17 protein-coding genes are annotated in these 18,397 nt (G+C 40.7%); 7 read left to right on the top strand and 10 right to left on the bottom strand.

Annotated elements, in window-relative coordinates; all coding sequences use genetic code 11:
- Nucleotides 1–29: 29 nt before the first annotated feature.
- Complete coding sequence (locus VF675_RS11760) at nt 30–518, top strand: hypothetical protein (protein WP_440205264.1); 489 nt, start codon at nt 30–32, stop codon at nt 516–518.
- 75 nt (nt 519–593) lie between these two features.
- On the opposite strand, the gene VF675_RS11755 is transcribed toward VF675_RS11760, so the two are convergent.
- The 7 genes from VF675_RS11755 to rpiA form a co-directional block, all read right to left on the bottom strand.
- Complete coding sequence (locus VF675_RS11755; protein ID WP_004973443.1) at nt 594–947, bottom strand: YnfA family protein; 354 nt, start codon at nt 945–947, stop codon at nt 594–596.
- Between the two features lie 115 nt (nt 948–1,062).
- A complete protein-coding gene (gene clpA, locus VF675_RS11750; RefSeq protein ID WP_004973441.1) occupies nt 1,063–3,339 on the bottom strand; it encodes an ATP-dependent Clp protease ATP-binding subunit ClpA in 2,277 nt (758 codons plus the stop codon).
- A gap of 9 nt (nt 3,340–3,348) precedes the next feature.
- Nucleotides 3,349–3,765 carry an ATP-dependent Clp protease adapter ClpS gene (clpS, locus tag VF675_RS11745; RefSeq protein ID WP_004973438.1) on the bottom strand — a complete coding sequence of 139 codons (417 nt, stop codon included), beginning with the start codon at nt 3,763–3,765 and terminating at the stop codon, nt 3,349–3,351.
- A 19-nt stretch (nt 3,766–3,784) separates the two neighbouring features.
- Entirely contained in the window at nt 3,785–4,558 is a 774-nt protein-coding gene (locus VF675_RS11740; RefSeq protein ID WP_096901621.1) for a DUF6776 family protein, read from the bottom strand.
- Between the two features lie 79 nt (nt 4,559–4,637).
- A complete protein-coding gene (argC, locus tag VF675_RS11735; protein ID WP_440205263.1) occupies nt 4,638–5,693 on the bottom strand; it encodes an N-acetyl-gamma-glutamyl-phosphate reductase in 1,056 nt (351 codons plus the stop codon).
- Nucleotides 5,694–5,880: 187 nt separating this feature from the next.
- Nucleotides 5,881–6,561 carry a M48 family metallopeptidase gene (locus tag VF675_RS11730; RefSeq protein WP_004973431.1) on the bottom strand — a complete coding sequence of 227 codons (681 nt, stop codon included), beginning with the start codon at nt 6,559–6,561 and terminating at the stop codon, nt 5,881–5,883.
- 91 nt (nt 6,562–6,652) lie between these two features.
- Entirely contained in the window at nt 6,653–7,324 is a 672-nt protein-coding gene (gene rpiA, locus VF675_RS11725) for a ribose-5-phosphate isomerase RpiA (RefSeq protein ID WP_004973429.1), read from the bottom strand.
- 106 nt (nt 7,325–7,430) lie between these two features.
- Here rpiA and ilvA point away from each other — a divergent pair, with 106 nt between their 5' ends.
- From ilvA to VF675_RS11710, 3 genes are all read left to right on the top strand, one after another.
- The gene (gene ilvA / locus VF675_RS11720; protein WP_019837302.1) at nt 7,431–8,969 is read left to right on the top strand and encodes a threonine ammonia-lyase, biosynthetic; all 1,539 of its coding nucleotides are present in this window, start codon (nt 7,431–7,433) and stop codon (nt 8,967–8,969) included.
- A 129-nt stretch (nt 8,970–9,098) separates the two neighbouring features.
- Complete coding sequence (locus VF675_RS11715) at nt 9,099–9,755, top strand: potassium channel family protein (RefSeq protein ID WP_004973425.1); 657 nt, start codon at nt 9,099–9,101, stop codon at nt 9,753–9,755.
- Entirely contained in the window at nt 9,752–11,092 is a 1,341-nt protein-coding gene (locus VF675_RS11710) for a TrkH family potassium uptake protein (RefSeq protein WP_131260875.1), read from the top strand. The genes VF675_RS11715 and VF675_RS11710 overlap by 4 nt, the downstream gene beginning before the upstream one ends.
- 96 nt (nt 11,093–11,188) lie before the next feature.
- On the opposite strand, the gene VF675_RS11705 is transcribed toward VF675_RS11710, so the two are convergent.
- The 3 genes from VF675_RS11705 to VF675_RS11695 all read right to left on the bottom strand — a co-directional run bounded on the left by VF675_RS11705 (nt 11,189) and on the right by VF675_RS11695 (nt 15,909).
- Complete coding sequence (locus VF675_RS11705; protein ID WP_096900844.1) at nt 11,189–12,337, bottom strand: phospholipase A; 1,149 nt, start codon at nt 12,335–12,337, stop codon at nt 11,189–11,191.
- Nucleotides 12,338–12,371: 34 nt separating this feature from the next.
- Nucleotides 12,372–15,311, bottom strand: coding sequence for an insulinase family protein (locus VF675_RS11700; RefSeq protein WP_440205262.1), 2,940 nt, complete (start codon nt 15,309–15,311; stop codon nt 12,372–12,374).
- A 148-nt stretch (nt 15,312–15,459) separates the two neighbouring features.
- Complete coding sequence (locus VF675_RS11695) at nt 15,460–15,909, bottom strand: GNAT family N-acetyltransferase (protein WP_440205261.1); 450 nt, start codon at nt 15,907–15,909, stop codon at nt 15,460–15,462.
- A gap of 139 nt (nt 15,910–16,048) precedes the next feature.
- On the opposite strand from VF675_RS11695, the gene VF675_RS11690 reads away from it, so the two are divergent.
- From VF675_RS11690 to VF675_RS11680, 3 genes are all read left to right on the top strand, one after another.
- The gene (locus tag VF675_RS11690; protein ID WP_004973415.1) at nt 16,049–17,053 is read left to right on the top strand and encodes an adenosine kinase; all 1,005 of its coding nucleotides are present in this window, start codon (nt 16,049–16,051) and stop codon (nt 17,051–17,053) included.
- A 14-nt stretch (nt 17,054–17,067) separates the two neighbouring features.
- A complete protein-coding gene (locus VF675_RS11685) occupies nt 17,068–17,379 on the top strand; it encodes a Rieske (2Fe-2S) protein (protein WP_171287411.1) in 312 nt (103 codons plus the stop codon).
- A gap of 152 nt (nt 17,380–17,531) precedes the next feature.
- Nucleotides 17,532–18,140, top strand: coding sequence for an OB-fold-containig protein (locus VF675_RS11680; RefSeq protein ID WP_096900848.1), 609 nt, complete (start codon nt 17,532–17,534; stop codon nt 18,138–18,140).
- Nucleotides 18,141–18,397 lie beyond the last annotated feature (257 nt).

The raw sequence follows: 18,397 nt of genomic DNA, 5'->3' as shown, positions 1-18,397 counted from the left end.
AAATTTCTAAAAGAGCCTAGATAAACAATATGATTGATAAAACACTTGCCACAATTACGCTGTGCACTACTACACTGATCGCGAGTGCTTCACCCTATGCCAAAGCCAGTGAATTAGATCAATATTTAGTCCAACAAAAGATTCTAAGTGCAGATTATAAAATTCAAAATATCGTCGCTTTAAATGAAATTTTAGATGTCATTAGTGATGAAGATTCTCGTACTATGCCTTATCAGGTCGATCAAAATACAGTGATTGAACAAAGTACGGCGACAGACAAACAAATCAATATTCGTGGCATGATTATTTCACCTGACTTCACGCAGTTTGAAGAAAGTACGGGTTATAACAATGTCAAAAATATGATTAAACAAAACTTAATTCATAATTGTGAATCTATTTTTGAGCATCAGTTCCAACGGGTAAATCCCTATGTATTGAACTTAAAACTCAGTGCAGAAAAAACCCAGTTTAATGTGCAATTGGCAAATAGCGAGTGCCAATTTAAAGCAGACTGAACTGTATTTAAAACTAAAACAACCTCAGCTTTAAGATTTAATGCCTAAGGTTTAATGCGTAAACCCAAATATAACCTAACGTATTAAACCTTGCGGTTGTAAAATAATGATCAATGCGCCTAAAACTACTATCATTCCACCGAACATATCCCAACGTGTTAAATTGACTTGATCTACATACTTTAACCAAATCAAGGCTGTACAAATATAAATACCACCATAAGCCGCATAAATTCGCCCCGATGCCGCAGGATGTAGAGTCAATAACCACACAAAAGCCGCTAAGGCTAAAATTGTTGGCAGCCATAACCACTGTGATTTCCCCTGATTTAAAATCAAATAAGGAAAATAACAGCCTAATATTTCCATAACTGCCGTAACAAAAAACAAGAACGTTGTGCTGGCAATTTTAGTGATCTGAAAATCCATAAATCCTGTGTGGTCTCTCTTTTAGCAGTAACGATTCAAGTTCACGCATCTGCGAATTCATAAAAAATAACCCATGTTCAACATGGGTTATTTTCAAAATTCAAATAAGGATTGATTAGGCTGGTTCAGCCGTTTGATCTTCAAAGACTTCAAGTTTCAAACCGACTGCCTTACCGTTCTCTTTCTTCACAGAAACAGCCACATTACCACCCTGTTCTGCAAGTTCACCAAACAGAATCATTTCTGCCAATGGCTTTTTCAAGTGTTCCTGAATCAGACGTTGCATTGGACGTGCGCCCATTAAGCGATCATATCCATGCTCAGCCATCCATTCACGCGCATCTTGATCAACCTCAAGAATGACTTTTTTATCATCCAACTGCGCTTGTAATTCAGTCAAGAATTTATCCACTACATTTTCAATTACTGTAGTAGGTAAAGCTTTAAATTGAATGACCCCATCCAAACGGTTACGGAACTCAGGTGAGAAGGCTTTTTTCATCGCTTCTTGGTTGTCATTACTGTTGTCTTGATCCATGAAACCAATGCTCACGCGGGAAATACTTTCCGCACCAATATTAGTGGTCAGAACCAAAATCACATTACGGAAGTCTGATTTACGACCATTATTATCGGTCAATGAACCATGATCCATAATTTGCAGCAATAGGTTAAATACATCAGGATGCGCTTTTTCAATTTCATCCAACAACAACACACAATGCGGATTTTTATGAATCGCATCGGTGAGTAAGCCACCCTGATCAAAACCGACATAGCCTGGAGGTGCACCAATTAAACGTGAAACGGCATGGCGCTCCATGTACTCAGACATATCAAAGCGAACCAATTCCACACCCAACAGTTTTGCCAACTGCTTGGTAACTTCGGTTTTACCAACGCCTGTCGGGCCAGCAAATACAAAACTACCCACTGGTTTGTCTGGTGTTTTTAAACCAGCACGTGACAGTTTAATTGCTGATGCTAACGCTTCAATAGCTTCATCTTGACCAAAGACCACACGTTTTAAATCACGCTCAAGATGTTCAAGTACAGTCTTATCATCTTTCGATACGGTTTTAGGTGGAATACGTGCAATTTTAGAGACGATATCTTCAATGTTTTCTACTGTGATTAAAGTATCATCTTGCTCAGCTCTTAAACGGCGCTGCGCACCTGCTTCATCAATCACATCAATGGCTTTGTCTGGCAAGAAACGGTCATTGATAAATTTGGCCGATAACTCTACCGCAGACACCAATGCTTTATCATCATATTTAACATGGTGAAATTCTTCAAATTTCGATTTTAAACCACGTAAAATATCAATCGTTTCTGAAATTGAAGGCTCATTCACATCAATTTTTTGGAAACGGCGTGAAAGTGCATGGTCTTTTTCAAATACCTGACGATATTCTTGGAATGTCGTCGAGCCAATGCAACGCAAAGTACCATTTGCCAACGCAGGTTTAATTAAATTTGATGCATCCATAGTGCTACCCATGCTTGAGCCTGCACCAATAATCATGTGGATTTCGTCAATAAATAAAATGGCATCAGGTTTCTTTTTCAAGGCATTTAACAGTTGTTTTAAACGCTTTTCAAAGTCACCACGGTATTTTGTACCCGCTACCAACGCACCGATATCCAAACTATATACTTCGGCATTTTCGAGTGGTTTTGGCGCTTTACCATTCACAATCAGCCACGCCAGACCTTCGGCAATAGAGGTTTTACCCACGCCTGGATCACCCACCAACAATGGGTTGTTCTTACGACGACGGCATAGAATTTGTGCAGCACGCTCAATTTCTTTTTCACGCCCAATTAACGGATCGGTTTTACCCTTTTGCGCTTCAGTATTCAAATTTAGCGTGTAAAGCTCTAACGGGCCAGCATTGGCAGAGCTTGAACTTTCGCTATCTAATTCTTCAACCTCTTCTTCCGCTTGCGTTTCGTCTTTACGTGTACCGTGCGATAAGTATTGCGTTAAGGTCAAACGGTTAATTTGATGACGCTTGAGTAGATACACGGCAAATGAATCACGTTCAGAGTACATTGCCACTAAAATATCTGCGCCTTCAACCGTACGGTCACCACCGCTAGATTGCACATGGAAAATACCACGCTGCAAAATGCGGTCAAAACTTTCGGTCGGGTGCGGTGCCTGATCGTTATTTTCAGCAAGTTTAGGGGTATGTTGTTCTACATATTCTTCGAGTTCTTTACGCAGCACAATAACATCTGCACCACACGCCTTGAGTGCATTGACTGCCGAATCATTGTCTAATAAAGCCAATAATAAATGTTCAACCGTTAGAAACTCGTGTCTCTTTTGACGAGCCATGCTAACAGCCAAACGTAGTGATACTTCTAATTGACGACTGAGCATGTAACCCCCTTAATCTTTAGGCTCAATCTGACAAAGTAATGGATGACCTTGTGATCGAGCGTAATTATTGACTTGGTTCGCTTTCGTTTCCGCAATATCCCGCGGATAGACCCCTGCGACACCTTTTCCTTCATAGTGTACAGTTAGCATTACTTGAGTCGCTTGGTCAAGATTCATTGCAAAGTATTGTTGTAAAATTTCAATTACAAAGTCCATTGGGGTGTAATCATCGTTCATTAAAACGACAACATATAAAGGTGGGCGTTTTAATTGTGGCGGCGCAGTTTGTACCGCAATATCACCATCATCTTCATGTCCTGCATCATCCACACTTAAACGCGGGGTTAAATGCCAATCGACATAGCCAGATTGATGAAAAGTGGTTTTAATTTCATTTAAACAGATGGATCTTTTTTGGGTTCGCATAAGTTTTACATATCACACATTATTGAGCGCTAGCTTCTGCTTGTGGAATTTCAGAAATAAAGGCAGAATCTGCCTCCACGGCTTTGCCTTTGCTCCAACTGAAGCGTTTAATCACAGGAGTTGCGCCATTTAAACGGACTTCAATAAAGTCTGGATTAAAGCCTTTAGGCATGCTCCAGCGCCCTGTTAAACGCTCATAATTATCAAAATTAAAATTGCTGTCTTCCATCGGAACAACCAGCACTTCTGTGCCTTGAATTAAACGCAGTTCTACCGTACCACTTGCACGTCGCTTGTTTGGACTCACTTGTACCAAATCGACCTGATATTCATAAGCATTGTCTGGTAATGGTTTCACCCCAAGATTTTGCACGGTCAGGCTTAAACCACCACGTTGACGCAAAACTTCACGATAAATCGCACTCATGCCTTCAGTACGTTGCTTATCTTCAGTTGCTTGAGTGAAAGCTTGATACAAATCATTGGAGTTACTGACCGCAACATCGCGTTCTTGAACCGCAGCATTTAAGCTCTTATTCAGACTTTCCAAACGCGTTTTTTGTTCTTGCACCACTTCAACCAGTTGTTCTGCATCGGCATCGTAACCAACCACAGTTAAGCCCTGACGATGCCCGACTGAATAGCCCAAAAAGCCACTACCTAAAATTAAAATGGCAGCACCAATTGCCAAAGGCGCATTGCTTTCAAGAAATGGCTTTTTTTCTGGCGGTGTAGATGAGGGTGTCATGCTTGAATTCGACTGTGACGTGGTTTCTGTATCGGTGTTATGCATCGTCATCTCTTGTTTTGATTCATTCAAAGCACACATTTAAATCGAAATCTAAATGTGTGTGAAGTTGAAAAACGTGTTCTTATGGTAATAAACCAATCACCTCAAGTCCTGCATGTTCTGCAAAACCAAACATGAGGTTCATATTTTGTACTGCTTGCCCTGCTGCACCTTTCACCAAGTTATCTTGTGCCACCAAAAGTACTAATTTTTTCGGTTGTGGCTTATACAATGCGATACGCAACTGGTTAGCGCCACGTACTGAGCGTGTTTCTGGTGAACTGTTGGCTGGCATGACATCTACAAACTGTTCATTGGCATAAAACTGCTCATACAGGCTTTGTAAATCTGCTGCATCACCTGCATCAGTTAAATCTACATAAATGGTGCTGAGCATACCGCGAATCATAGGTACTAAATGCGGTACAAACACAATGTGATTAAACACATCTTTTTGACCCGAAATATTTTCCAATGCTTCTACAATTTCTGGGTGATGACGATGCCCCGCAACGCCATAAGCCTTAAAGTTGTCGGCATTTTCAGAGTAAATCATGCCCAAACTGGCTTTACGCCCTGCACCAGATACACCCGATTTTGCATCAATAATAATACTTTCAGGTTTCACTAAAGCTTCAGCTTGTTTAAATAATGGCGCTAAACCAAGTTGCACTGTGGTTGGATAACACCCCGGGTTACCAATCACCTGTGCTTGTTTAATTTGTTCCCGGTTGAGTTCAGACAAGCCATAAACTGAATCTTTTAAAATGTCTGGGCAAGCATGTTGCATGCCATACCATTTTTCAAACTGTGCTAAATCTTGCAAACGGAAGTCTGCTGCTAAATCGACCACCTTGGTATTGGCTGCTACAAGCTCTGCAGCATGTTGCATTGCAACACCGTGGGGTGTAGCAAAGAACACCACATCACATTTTTTTAATTCTTCGATGTTTAAATCTGAGTAGCACAGATCCGTGTGTCCACGCAGGCTTGGGAACATATCATCTACACGGCGACCCGCTTCTGTACGTGAAGTCATTACATTTACTTTCACATTTGGGTGTCGTAGCAAAAGACGCAATAATTCAACGCCTGTATAACCTGTACCACCGACAATACCAACTGAAATCACGTGCATTACCTCAATTCAAAAGCATGTTTAAGCTAACGCTATAGTATGACAGGAAGTTTTGGTTTTCTAAACTGTTTTACTAGGGTTTTGGGGTTTTTCTTTATTCTGTTGATTTTATAAAAGATGATTTGGATTGTAGTCAATACGTGCAACACCTTTGCATTGTAGTCTTATCATGTGGGTGTTGGTTTTTTTATTGATACCACCACCAAGGCAAAGACGTTGTTTTTAACTGCTTGCGATGCTGCAAATAGTGCGCATCATGCCGTTGTACTTCAACCCAAAATGCAGGACTATGATCAAAATGTCGTGTATGCGCCAACTCATGCACAGCAACATATCGCACAATTTGTTCAGGAAACAACACCAAGGCGCTATTGAGCATAATATGCTGTTGCGTACTGCAACTGCCCCAACGGGTTTTCGGTTGACGAATTGCGCACTGTTTAAATGGCAAAGCAATTTCATGACTGACTGTTTGCAAATATATCGGCAACATTTGTTTGGCATAAGCAATAACAAAGGCTTTTAAATATGCCGCAGGTTGGCGGTCACTAACCCATAGGCAATGCTGTTTTAAATCTAAAATAAAACTGTGTTTTTGTGTTTGATAATGAATATTTAAAGGCTTAGCCAAATTAAAAAGTGATAACTGATTTGGCAATTCACGCCGAACAAGTCCTTGCTGCGCCTGCTGTTTATGCCAAGTTTCAATCATCCACTGTTCAGATTGCTGCAAAAAATCCTGAATTTGTCGCTGAGTACAATATTTCGGTACAGTTAAGCGAATTTGATGCGGCTCGACACGCAAACGTAAACGTGTTGCTTTTGCATGTGGTGTGATTTGAATTTCAGGTAAGTCGGATAATGTCATTGTTGTTCTTTTATTAAATCCTCCCCGACCCCTCCTTTAATAAAGGAGGAAGAAAAGCCCCCCATTAAAAACAAGGGACTTGGGAGACGAATTAAACCGCAGTACGTTCTTCAATGCCGTTATTGGTCGCTACAATTGCAATATCTGCTTTATTGATGGCAAAAATACCATTGGTCACAACACCCGGAATATCATTCAAGGTTTTTTCTAATTCCAACGCATTTAAAATATTTAAATTATAAATATCTAAAATCACGTTACCGTTATCAGTTACCACACCTTCACGGTAAGCAGGATCGCCACCTAAAGCCACAATTTTACGTGCTACCGCAGAACGAGCCATTGGAATGACCTCGATTGGCAATGGAAACTCACGTCCTAACTGCTCTACCCATTTTGAATCATCGACAATACAGATAAACTTACGTGCAATAGAAGCCACAATTTTTTCACGGGTCAACGCTGCGCCGCCGCCTTTAATCATGTGCATGTGACGGTCAATTTCATCTGCACCATCAACATAAGCATCTAAACTGCCCACAGAGTTCATATCGACCACTTCAATACCAAGTTTCTTTAAGCGCTCCGCAGTCGCTTCAGAACTTGCCACAGCTGCTTCTAATTGTAATTCAGGCAATAAATCAATCAGGAAATTCACTGTACTGCCTGTACCTACCCCCAAAATCCCGCCTTTAGGCAAATGTTTTAATGCTGCTTTGGCAGCCGCTTGCTTCTTTTCATCTTGGGTAGCATACAGACTCATGACTTCACTCAACTATTTTTGACATTTGTTGCCGATTTTACAGCGCAAATGTGCAGGGGTTTGTTACAATAACCCCCTATTTTAAACTGTTAGATGGAAGATTAACATGCTGTCTCGTTTGGTTCGACAAATTTTACAAGCAACGGTCTACGATGTTGCAATCGAAACCCCACTCGACGCAGCGCCACGAATTAGTGAAAAACTGAACAATAACATTCGCTTTAAACGTGAAGACTTACAACCTGTATTCTCTTTTAAATTGCGTGGTGCGTATAACCGTATTAGCCAATTACCCAAAGACCAACTTGAACGTGGTGTAATTACTGCCTCTGCAGGCAACCATGCGCAAGGTGTAGCATTGTCTGGGCAAAAACTGGGCATTCGCGCCATTATCGTTATGCCTAAAACCACGCCAGATATTAAAGTACAAGCGGTAAAACGCTTGGGTGGCGAAGTGGTATTACATGGTGACTCATTTGATGTTGCCAACAAATATGCAATTCAACGTGCCCAAGATGAAGGCATGACTTTTATTCCACCGTATGACGATGAATTGGTCATGGCAGGTCAAGGTACGATTGCCAACGAAATTTTGCGTCAATGGCGCGATGTCGAATATGTTTTCGTTGCTGTTGGTGGTGGCGGTTTAATTGCAGGTGTTGCAGCCTACTTGGGCGATGTCGCACCGCATGTCAAAGTCATTCCTGTAGAATATGATGAATCGGCTTGCTTAAAAGCGGCTTTTGAAGCCAATGAACGGGTTATTTTGCCGCAAGTGGGTTTATTTGCCGATGGTACTGCTGTCGCACAAATTGGTGAGAAACCGTTTGAAGTTTTACAACTACAAAAATCAGATCAATCAGGCCCAATTGTTGAGCGCGATGTAGTTTTGGTGAATACCGATGAAATCTGTGCGGCAATTAAAGACACCTTTGATGAAAACCGCAGCATTGTAGAACCTTCAGGTGCAATGGCTTTGGCAGGCATCAAAAAATATGTCGAGCAACACCAATTGCAAAATAAAAATATTGTGTCAATTGTCTGTGGCGCAAACATGAACTTTGACCGTTTACGCTATATTGCGGAACGTACTGAACTCGGTGAACATAAAGAAGCAATTTTTGCCGTGACCATTCCAGAAGAAAAAGGTGCGTTCCTTAACTTCTGCCGTGCGCTGCAAGGTCGTAATATCACCGAGTTTAACTACCGCGCCAGCGATGCTACTGCTGCACAAGTCTTTGTCGGCATCAGCTTAAAATCTGGTGAAAAAGAACGCCACGACATTTATGAGTTACTCAAAACCCAGTACGATGTTGATGATTTGTCGGATGATGAAGTAGCAAAACTACACATTCGTTATTTGGTCGGTGGTCATGCCGATATTGAAAATGAACGTCTATTCCGTGTGGAATTTCCAGAGCGTCCGGGTGCATTACTGACTTTCTTGGAGCGCTTAGGCCCAACCCATAACATCACCCTGTTCCATTACCGTAACCACGGTGCAGCGGAAGGTCGTGTATTGGTCGGTTTAGAAGCTTCGGATGCCAAACAGAACCCAGATGGTTTAATTGAAACTTTGGAAAAGATCACTTATCCATACCAAGAGATTACTAATAACTTGGGTTATCAGCGTTTCTTAAAATAACCGATCACACATCTCAATAAGTGCAAAAAACCGCTGATTTCAGCGGTTTTTTAGTCATATTGCTACAGTATAGAGCCCTAAAATATTTTAGAATATTGGAAGAATAATATAATTTTTCAGGATGATGCTATGGCACAATTTGCTGTCATTGGTTTAGGTAGCTTTGGTGCAACTGTGGCGACACAATTGGTCAAACTCAACCATGATGTCATTGGGATTGATAGCAATAAAAAGTTTGTAGAAAACATTGCCGATCAAATTACCCATGCGGTGATTGCCGATGCAACCGATGAACACGTTTTGGAAGAACTGAATATTCAAAATTGTGATGCAGTGGTGGTCGCCATTGGTGAAGATATTGAAGCCAGTATTTTGTGTGTCTTAAATTTAAAGAATTTGGGTATTTCTAAAATTTACGTTAAAGCCAAAAGTAAAGCGCACACCATGATTTTGACCCATTTGGGCGTAAGTAAAATTATTCACCCTGAAGAAGATATGGGCGTTCGCATCGCGCAATCGCTGAGTTATCCGATGGTGAGTCGTTATATGAGCCTAAACGACAACCACTATATTGTAAAAGTAAAAATTAAAGACAACTTGCATGGCACGCGCATTCATAGTCTGATGTCACATGCACCCGAAGTTAAACTTTTACTGTTTAAACGTGCCGAAACGATTTTCTATACGCTTGAATCCAATTTAATGCTACAAACAGATGATATTTTGGTGGTTGAAGGACAACTTGAACCATTAAAACGCTTATCTAAACAATTTAAGTCAGAATGAAAAAAACAGCGAAACAACAAATCAAAACTGTCAATTTAAGCCCACCCAGTCTTTTGGCACTGGGCTTTTTAAGCTTTATTAGCATTGGCACAATCTTGCTGAAACTGCCCATTTCCCATCATGGCGAGATGAGTTGGATTAATGCCTTATTTACTGCTACATCTGCAGTGACGATCACTGGATTGTCTGTAGTGAATATTGGCGATGCTTATACCGTATTTGGGCAAATGGTCATTATGTTGTTGTTACAATGTGGTGGCTTAGGTTTTATGACTTTTGCGATTTTAGCGGTTTTAAGTTTGTCATCCAAAATTGGTTTAAAACAACAAATCATGGCGCAAGACACCATTGGGCAAACCAACCTGTCTAAAGTGTCGATGACCATTAAAAGCGTGTTGCTCTACTCATTGTTTTTTGAAGGGATTGGCACGGTTATTTTAACCTTGGCATGGATGCAGGATTATCCATTTAGCGATGCATTTTTCTATGCGGCTTTCTATAGTGTTTCAGCCTTTAACAATGGTGGATTTTCATTATTTCCCAATAGCTTAATGAGTTTTGCAGATCAATACCTGATTACCTTAACTATTAGTATGCTGTATATCATTGGCGGTATTGGTTTTGTGGTACTCATGGATATTAAACGTGCCAAACGCTGGAAAAAACTCTCACCCAATAGCAAGCTGATTTTATCGACCATTGCTGGTTTAAACTTTGTGGCCTTTCTGCTGATTTGGGCGATTGAAGCCAATAATCCACATACCCTTGCAGCCATGAGTATTGGCGATCAAGCCCTCAATGCATGGTTTCACGCTACCGTTCCTCGCTCATCAGGCTTTAATAGTCTAGATGTCGCAAGTATGCAAAATAGCTCGACCTTGCTCACCATGCTTCTGATGTTTATTGGTGGTGGTTCGCTCAGTACCGCAGGCGGTATTAAAGTTGGCACATTTATTATTGTCATTTTAAGTGTGATCAGTTTTTTAAGACGTTCAGATGAGGTGCGTGTGTTTAATCATGCTGTACCTGAACGTACCACCTTTAAAGCTTTGGCGGTGATCAGCATCACAGGTATGTTAATTTGCCTCGGTTTGTTTAGCTTACTTGCCCTTGAACCGAAACTGAATTTTTTAGACCTGTTGTTTGAGGCTGTATCTGCAGCGTGCACGGTGGGTTTATCCCGTGGTGTTACAGGTGAATTACAACCTGCCAGCTTAATTATTTTAATGTTGTTGATGTTTGCAGGTCGTTTAGGGCCGCTGACTTTGGCTTATTTAATCGCCACACCACAAAAAAGCCGACTTAAACATCCAACCGCAGATATTCAAGTTGGATAAAAGCTGGATACGATCCGACTTCAAAAACAAACGCCAATCTTCAAGATTGGCGTTTTATATTCAGCGAGCAATAATGAGAAATCAATCTTAATCTACTTAAAACCAATTCATTAATGACACACCCAAACCAACATAGGTGGCGCGGTGGTTATAATCAATCAGGCTTTCACCATAACCATCAAACAATTGGAAATGACCGCGTAATTTTCCACTGATTGGGAAAACCCAGTCAAACTGTGCTGCACCGTGCGCGTCATCACCGCCTTTTAAGCTATGACGAAGCATCAAAGAAAAGTCATGCTCTTTCCAGCGATAAAATGCCAACATATCGCCACGCCCGATATAATTTTTAATTTCAGGGTTATTGTCATCGCTGCGGTCTTCTTCAATGCGATACCACGGACGTAACATCAAGGCAAAATTGTCTTTTTCAAAACCTAAATTAAAAATCACCCGATTCCAACTGCGTGATAATGGATCAGAACGACCATTGGATTGATGGTTCAACGTCACACCCAATAAACGACCATGCAGCCCCATAAGTGTATAGTTGGTGCGGAACATCAAACTGGCTTCAGGCTCATAATTGGTTTCACGAAATGGACGTGACTCATCACCATTATAAACCTGCCAACGTGATGACTGGGTATAACCTAGCCACACATCACCGTTATCACCCAACAGATTTTCTACCGCTTTGGTTTTTAAAGACAGCTGAAATTTGGTTTCCATTGAGGTCAGGTTTTGCTCCTTACCCACGGGAACGGTATTTTGCTCATTCAAGCTTTGTGGACGTTCATTTTTATCGGACGTCCAAAAAGTAGGCATCAAATACACAGGTTGATAAGCACGTAAATTCCATGTGCCTAATTTGCTATCGGGTGAAAGCTCCCAGCGCTTATCCAGTAAAGATACATTCGGATCAAGCTTTGGTACATCAAATGAAAATAAATTACTCACACCCACTGCAATTTTTTCTTTCACAGTTTCAGGTGCAGGAGCAAGTGCCTGAGCGGCTTGACGTTCGCTAATCAGCGCTGTTTTTTCTGCTTCAGGAATTTTAAACAGAGCATCGTAACACACCAAACGATCAGCATTTGACTCTAAAGCCACACAGGCTTCAGGTGTTGCAGGTGCAACTAAGCTAGCTGGGTCTTGTGCATAGGTTTTCGCCACAAACACAGTGCTGAGTGCGGCAACACTCAGCGACAGTCCTGTGCGTTCAAACAGTTTGAACGCGCTCATAAATCCCCCTAAGTTTTAGTTTTTATTTCACGTATCAGTTCACTTGTTTAATTTCAAAACCAAGTTCGAGCAATGCTTCACGTTTTGACACAGGTGCGACTACGGCTTTAGATGCTTGCTGCTGACGCAAATATTGCTCCGCAACACGTTTTAAATCGTCTAAAGTCACCGCCAATAAACGCTCACGTAATACCGTGCGGAATGCAGGTGTACGCGCGTGCAATAATGCATAACATGCAGTAATCGCTTCACCTGCAGGCGAACCTGGTTTATCCATGCTGGCAATCAAACCTAAAATCGCTTCTTCAAGTTGATGCGGCAACTGCTCTGCATTAAATAACCAATCAATACTCGCTTCAAAGTCTGCAAAAGTTTCTGCCAAGCGTGGGTCACGATAACTATAGAAACGGAATGAACATGCATTGCCATCGTAGCTTGCACCGCCACCGTAAGCGCCGCCTTTTTCACGGATTGCGCTGTGTAAGAAACCATTGCGCAAATATGCAGCCAATACCATCAAAGGTGCAGCATCAGGATGCGACACTTCCACCGCAGGATACGCTGCTGCACAGAATTGCACATTGGCTTGAATCAACCATGCTTGATCTTGCGCTGAATCATCTACAGGAACTTGAGTTAAAGCAGCAGGATTTTCTGCAACAGTAAGTTTATCCCAAACTTCTTGAACTTCTTCGACCAAACGGTCAGATTGATGTTCTTCACATACCAACAAAAATTGTTTAGGTGCTTGCAGTAATTTATGGTGAATCAATTGCAATTCAGCAATCAGTTTCTCGTACTCCGCTGTATCTTTTTCAATTTTAGCAACCAAGTCAGCCAACCAATTTAATGCGCCTAAACCTGTGTTGTTGTAATCACGCTGCGCCAAAGCACTGTGATGACGCCCTGCAATTTGCATGGCATAACTGTGCCCCGAACCCGACAAACGTGACTGCCAACGGGTTTTTCGTTGTTGTAACAGCTCGATAATGCGGTCTTTTTCATCAAAACGTAATTGCTCAAATGCTAATTTCAGCAAGCGGATGGCTTCAAGATTATTCACCAAAGACTTAGTGGTTAATGTGAGCCATGCACTGATCTGATTTTTGTCATCGACTTTAGAACGTAAAGATGCACCCATGCCCAAACCACCGCTAACTGCGGTTTGTAGCTGTTGCAATTCTAAATAGCCGTATTCACCTGCACCCACTTCGCCCATTAAAATGGACAGCAAATTAAAGTATGGCGATTGTACAATTTCATCTGGAATTTGAATCAACACTTGCTGATAGTAAATTCCATTGGTTCCTGCATGATATAAATTTAAAGGATAATCAATGCGGTTACTGATAATTTCACGCAACTCACCCTGCACAATATGCAAGGCTGCAGGCACATCTTCCAAACCAACTTTTGGCAATAAATTCAAATCATCTGGCGTATCTTGACGGACTTTTAAAGCTTCCGTTTGCGCGACGATTTCTGCTTTTTGCTCATCTGTGAGTTGTGCGCCTATCTCAGCCAAACGTGCTTTTTCAAGTGCAGTATCTTTGGCCGATTTTTCTGCATCCGGTACCAAAGTCATTTGCACACGGTGTGGGTTATCAATTAAATGTGTCTGAATTAGCCGTGATAACCACATTGGATCTTTAAGTTCTTCTTTGACTTGTTCAATTGCGGTATCTACATCCCACACCTGAATTGGGTCATTGTGGTGAATTGCACTGCTTAAACCATTTAAAATCAAGCTCAACCCGTATGGCATACCATCGCCATTAATTTCACGCTGATGCAATTCAATTTGATGCAAAATTGCATCGACCAATGCCGTATCCACAGGCTGTGCAGCCACGTCTTGTAAAACTTTTAAAACGCCCGCCTGAAATTCTGCTGCATGTTCAGGGTTAGAACCTTGCACACCACAGAAGAAGGTCATTTCAAAGTTGGAATCATCCACGCCCATCAATGGCCCTGTAGATTGTGCATGCGCCCAAGTTTCCAAATAATGACGCAGTGGTGATGCAGAATTTTCAAGTAAAACACCTTCAACCAAACGCATACCTAAGCGTAATTTAATATCGCTTGCTTCAGGCAATAACCACGCCAAAACATGATAAGTTTTATCTTTCAGTTCTTCTGCATCGACTGCATAACTTTCAGTCACTGCCACTGGCGCAGCTAAACGACGCTCAGGCTTCGAATACAACGTTTCGCCCTGTTCAAATTTCGCCAAAGCCAACTGTTCAAACTGTTCTTGTAAATCGTATGCAGGCGTATTGCCAAAAGTCATAAATACCGCATTACTTGGGTGATAATGTGACTTATAAAAATCTACCAATTCTTGATAGGTTAAATCTGGAATATCTTTCGGGTCGCCACCTGAATTGTAGTGGTAAGTTGTTTCAGGGAATAAATGATAAGCCAATTGGTGATAAAGCTGATCGGATGGCGAACTCATCGCACCTTTCATTTCATTAAATACCACGCCTTTATAAACAGGCTCGCCATTTTCCAGCTCAATACGAATACCTTCCTGAGCAAAATCGAGAGGATTTAAATTGGCTGCAAAAGCCGCATCCATATACACCGCAAGCAGGTTTTGGAAATCTTTTTTGTTTTGTGTTGCAAATGGATAAGCCGTCCAATCTGCCGCGGTAAATGCGTTCATAAAAGTATTCAATGAACGACGAATCATTAAAAAGAACGGGTCACGGACAGGGAATTTTTCAGAACCACACAACGCAGTATGTTCTAAAATATGCGCCTCACCTTTGGAGTCCATCGGCTGAGTGCGAAATGCGACTAAAAATACATTTTCATCATGATCTGTCGCCAAATGATAATGCACCGCACCTGTAACTTTATGTTTATATTCAGACACTAAAATGTCTAAGGCTTCAACATGGTGTTGACGTACCAACTGAAACGCAGGATGTACAGTCTGGGAAATGGTTTCAGTGACATCTACAGTCATGTGATCTCCTAAAAATAAGCAAATAAAAAACTAAAGCCATTATAGCTTTAGTTCTTTAGATAATTCACGTTGAAAACCCGACTAAATTGATTGAAATTTGCAAAGTATCAACAAAATGCTGCCTACACTGCTTGTAGCAGAAGCAAAACTAGATCAGGTATTTAAAATAACTATAGTTTGGATGATTTTCGACATACACATAATTCTGTTTTTGATAAAAATGCGCTGCCGATTTGGTATCAGTGTTTAAACACAACGCCGAAAAATTAGCACGTGCTTTTTTCTCTAAATGTTGCAAGAGCTGTTTGCCTACGCCATGTTTACGATAATTTGGCAAAACATAAAAACGACGTACACGTCCAATACGACTTTCAATATCTTGCTCATTCCATTGCTGGTTTAAGCCACCACATGCAACCAATTGATCACCATCGTAAACAAACAATAAAAACTCACCAGGCTGATTAAAGCGGTTTTTACCACTTTCCCATTCTTCAATTAAACGATAGACAAAATCAAAGCCTTCTTGAGCAGCATGTTTGGCCAAAGTCTGAATTTGCGTTGGTAACTCTTGTGCTTCTTTAATTTCGATGTTCATCTAACCTTCCTGATAACTCTGCTAAACCCCTATTTTTCATCAATAACATTCATTCAGCTGAATTTTATTCATGAAACTACAGCAATCCTGAGCATTGGTGTAAACTTAGCGTTTTTAATTTTGACTGTGATTTAAAGACATGGCAACTGTTGACCTTTTTGCAATTGGTAATGCATTAATTGACCAAGAATTTCAAGTCTCGGATGACTTTCTCATTCAACATAGCTTGCAAAAAGGTACTATGCAATTAACCGATGGTGAAACACAAGCAAATTTATACAACAACTTAATTAAAACACAAAGACATAAAGGCCAAGCTTCGGGTGGTTCTGCCGCAAATACCACCGTTGCATTTAGTGCTTTAGGTGGTCAAGCCTTCTATGCCTGCCGTGTTGGTAACGATGAATTGGGTGATATTTACCTCAAAGGCTTAAATGAAGCAGGTATTCACACCACAACCAAATCGGTCAGTGAAGGCGTTACAGGGACTTGTATGGTACTTGTGAGTGATGACTCTGAACGTACCATGCACACTTACTTGGGCATTACCGCAGAACTTTCTGCTACACAAATTGATTTTGAGCCACTTAAAACAGCAAAATGGCTTTATATCGAAGGTTATTTATCTACTAGTGATACTGCACGTGCTGCGGTAAAACAAGCGCGTGAAATTGCCAAAGCCAATCAGGTTAAAATTGCACTGACTTTATCTGATCCTGCCATGGTGCAATATGCGCGTGAAGGTTTGGATGAGTTACTAGATGATGGTGTGGATTTGATCTTCTGTAACCAGCAAGAAGCCATGATGTACACAGGAACGGAAACGGCTGAAGCGGCATTAGAACAACTAAAACAAAAAAGCAAATACATTGTCATTACATTGAGCGCACAAGGTGCCCTAATTTATGATGGCAACAACGCTTTTTCTGTACCAGGTCGTCAAGTCACTGCTGTTGATGCCAACGGTGCGGGTGATGCCTTTGCAGGTTCATTCCTGTATGCACTCAATGCAGGCTTAGGTTTCCAAACTGCAGCTCAACTTGCCATTCTGATTTCAAGTGAAGTGGTTTCTCAATTCGGCCCTCGTCTTGCGGTAGAAGATTACGCTAAACTTTTGCATAGCATTCAAAAGGAATCTGCATAATGAATAAAATTTGTATGATGGAAGACATTCCTGAGCGTGAAGCACGTGCCTACGAAACGCCAAATGGTGACACAATTTTTATCACCCAACGTGATGGCATGTATTACGCTTACCAAAACGTCTGCCCACACCTACAAGTGGAATTAGAATTTTTAGAAAACCAATTCTTAGACCGTGACCAAGAATATATTGAATGCTCAACGCATGGTGCTTTATTTTTAGTTGAAACAGGTGAATGTATTTCTGGCCCATGTTTAGGTCAATCACTTGAGAAAGTTGAGATCAGCGTTCATTCAGATGGTGGGATTTACTTGATCAACGACTAACTTTTTTGCAACTTTCAGAAAGAAGCGAAAAGTTCCAAATCTTAGCTCTATACAAAACCAGATCATTTATCTATGCTCTCTAAGCAGAGTTAGATCAATGATCTGCATCTAATAACATCACCTATAAATATTTCAACACGTGAGTTTAGCGCATGCATGAGTTTTTATCTGATTTGAACTTAATGCCCTTTCATCTCAGCCTAGTTGTTTTATTGCTACTCAGCACTGTCGAAACGATTGGTTATTACTTTAATTTTCGCCCAAGTCAGTTGCTCAAACGTGCATTTTCACAACGAATTACAGAATCGCCACTTTTAGATGTTAAATTTTCTAAAGTACTGATTTTTGTTTTTTTACTGATGAATTTCAGTGTTGCAGGATATTTTTTACAGTTTTTGATTTACTCACAACAACAACATTTCGTTCCTGCTTATTACATTATTATTCCAGCGTTTATTATTGCCATCTTTTTTACAGTCTTCATGATTCACTGTTTAGACCAAGTGATTAAGCCCAAATATAGCGTGCGCCAAGTCGATTTACTCGGACGTTTAGCCACAATTTCCAGTGGTAATGCCCGTCCTGGTTTTTCTGCACAAGCACGTGTACGTGATGAGTTTGGGCAACTGCATTATGTGCAGGTTGAACCTGAATTTGGTGAACTTGAATTTCAAGCTCAAATTATTATTGTGCGCAAAAAAAGATCTCACTATCTTGCCAAAAAAATTTCGGCATCAAATAACCTATTTAGCAATCAATAAGTTATTTTTTAAGATTTAAAACCAATCATGCTGACCTAAGAAAGTTAAAATTTTTCACTCAAACTCAACACAATCTGTTTGTTTATAAACGATACATTTCATGTGATCTGAACAATATTTACACAAAATCATTATGAAAAAATGCTGTTTACCCTAGACTAAGCCAAAGACAAAGCACCACTACATTGTAGGGAAATAAAAAAATATGCGGAATCGTCATTAAACTTTAACAAAAGAATGAGAATAATTATTAGCTG

The sequence above is a fragment of the Acinetobacter sp. Lyrl_1 genome (genome assembly GCF_051948795.1).
GTDB lineage: Bacteria > Pseudomonadota > Gammaproteobacteria > Pseudomonadales > Moraxellaceae > Acinetobacter > Acinetobacter towneri.
The sequence above is the reverse complement of the archived record's forward strand: the minus strand, read 5'-3'. Positions and strand labels throughout refer to the sequence as shown.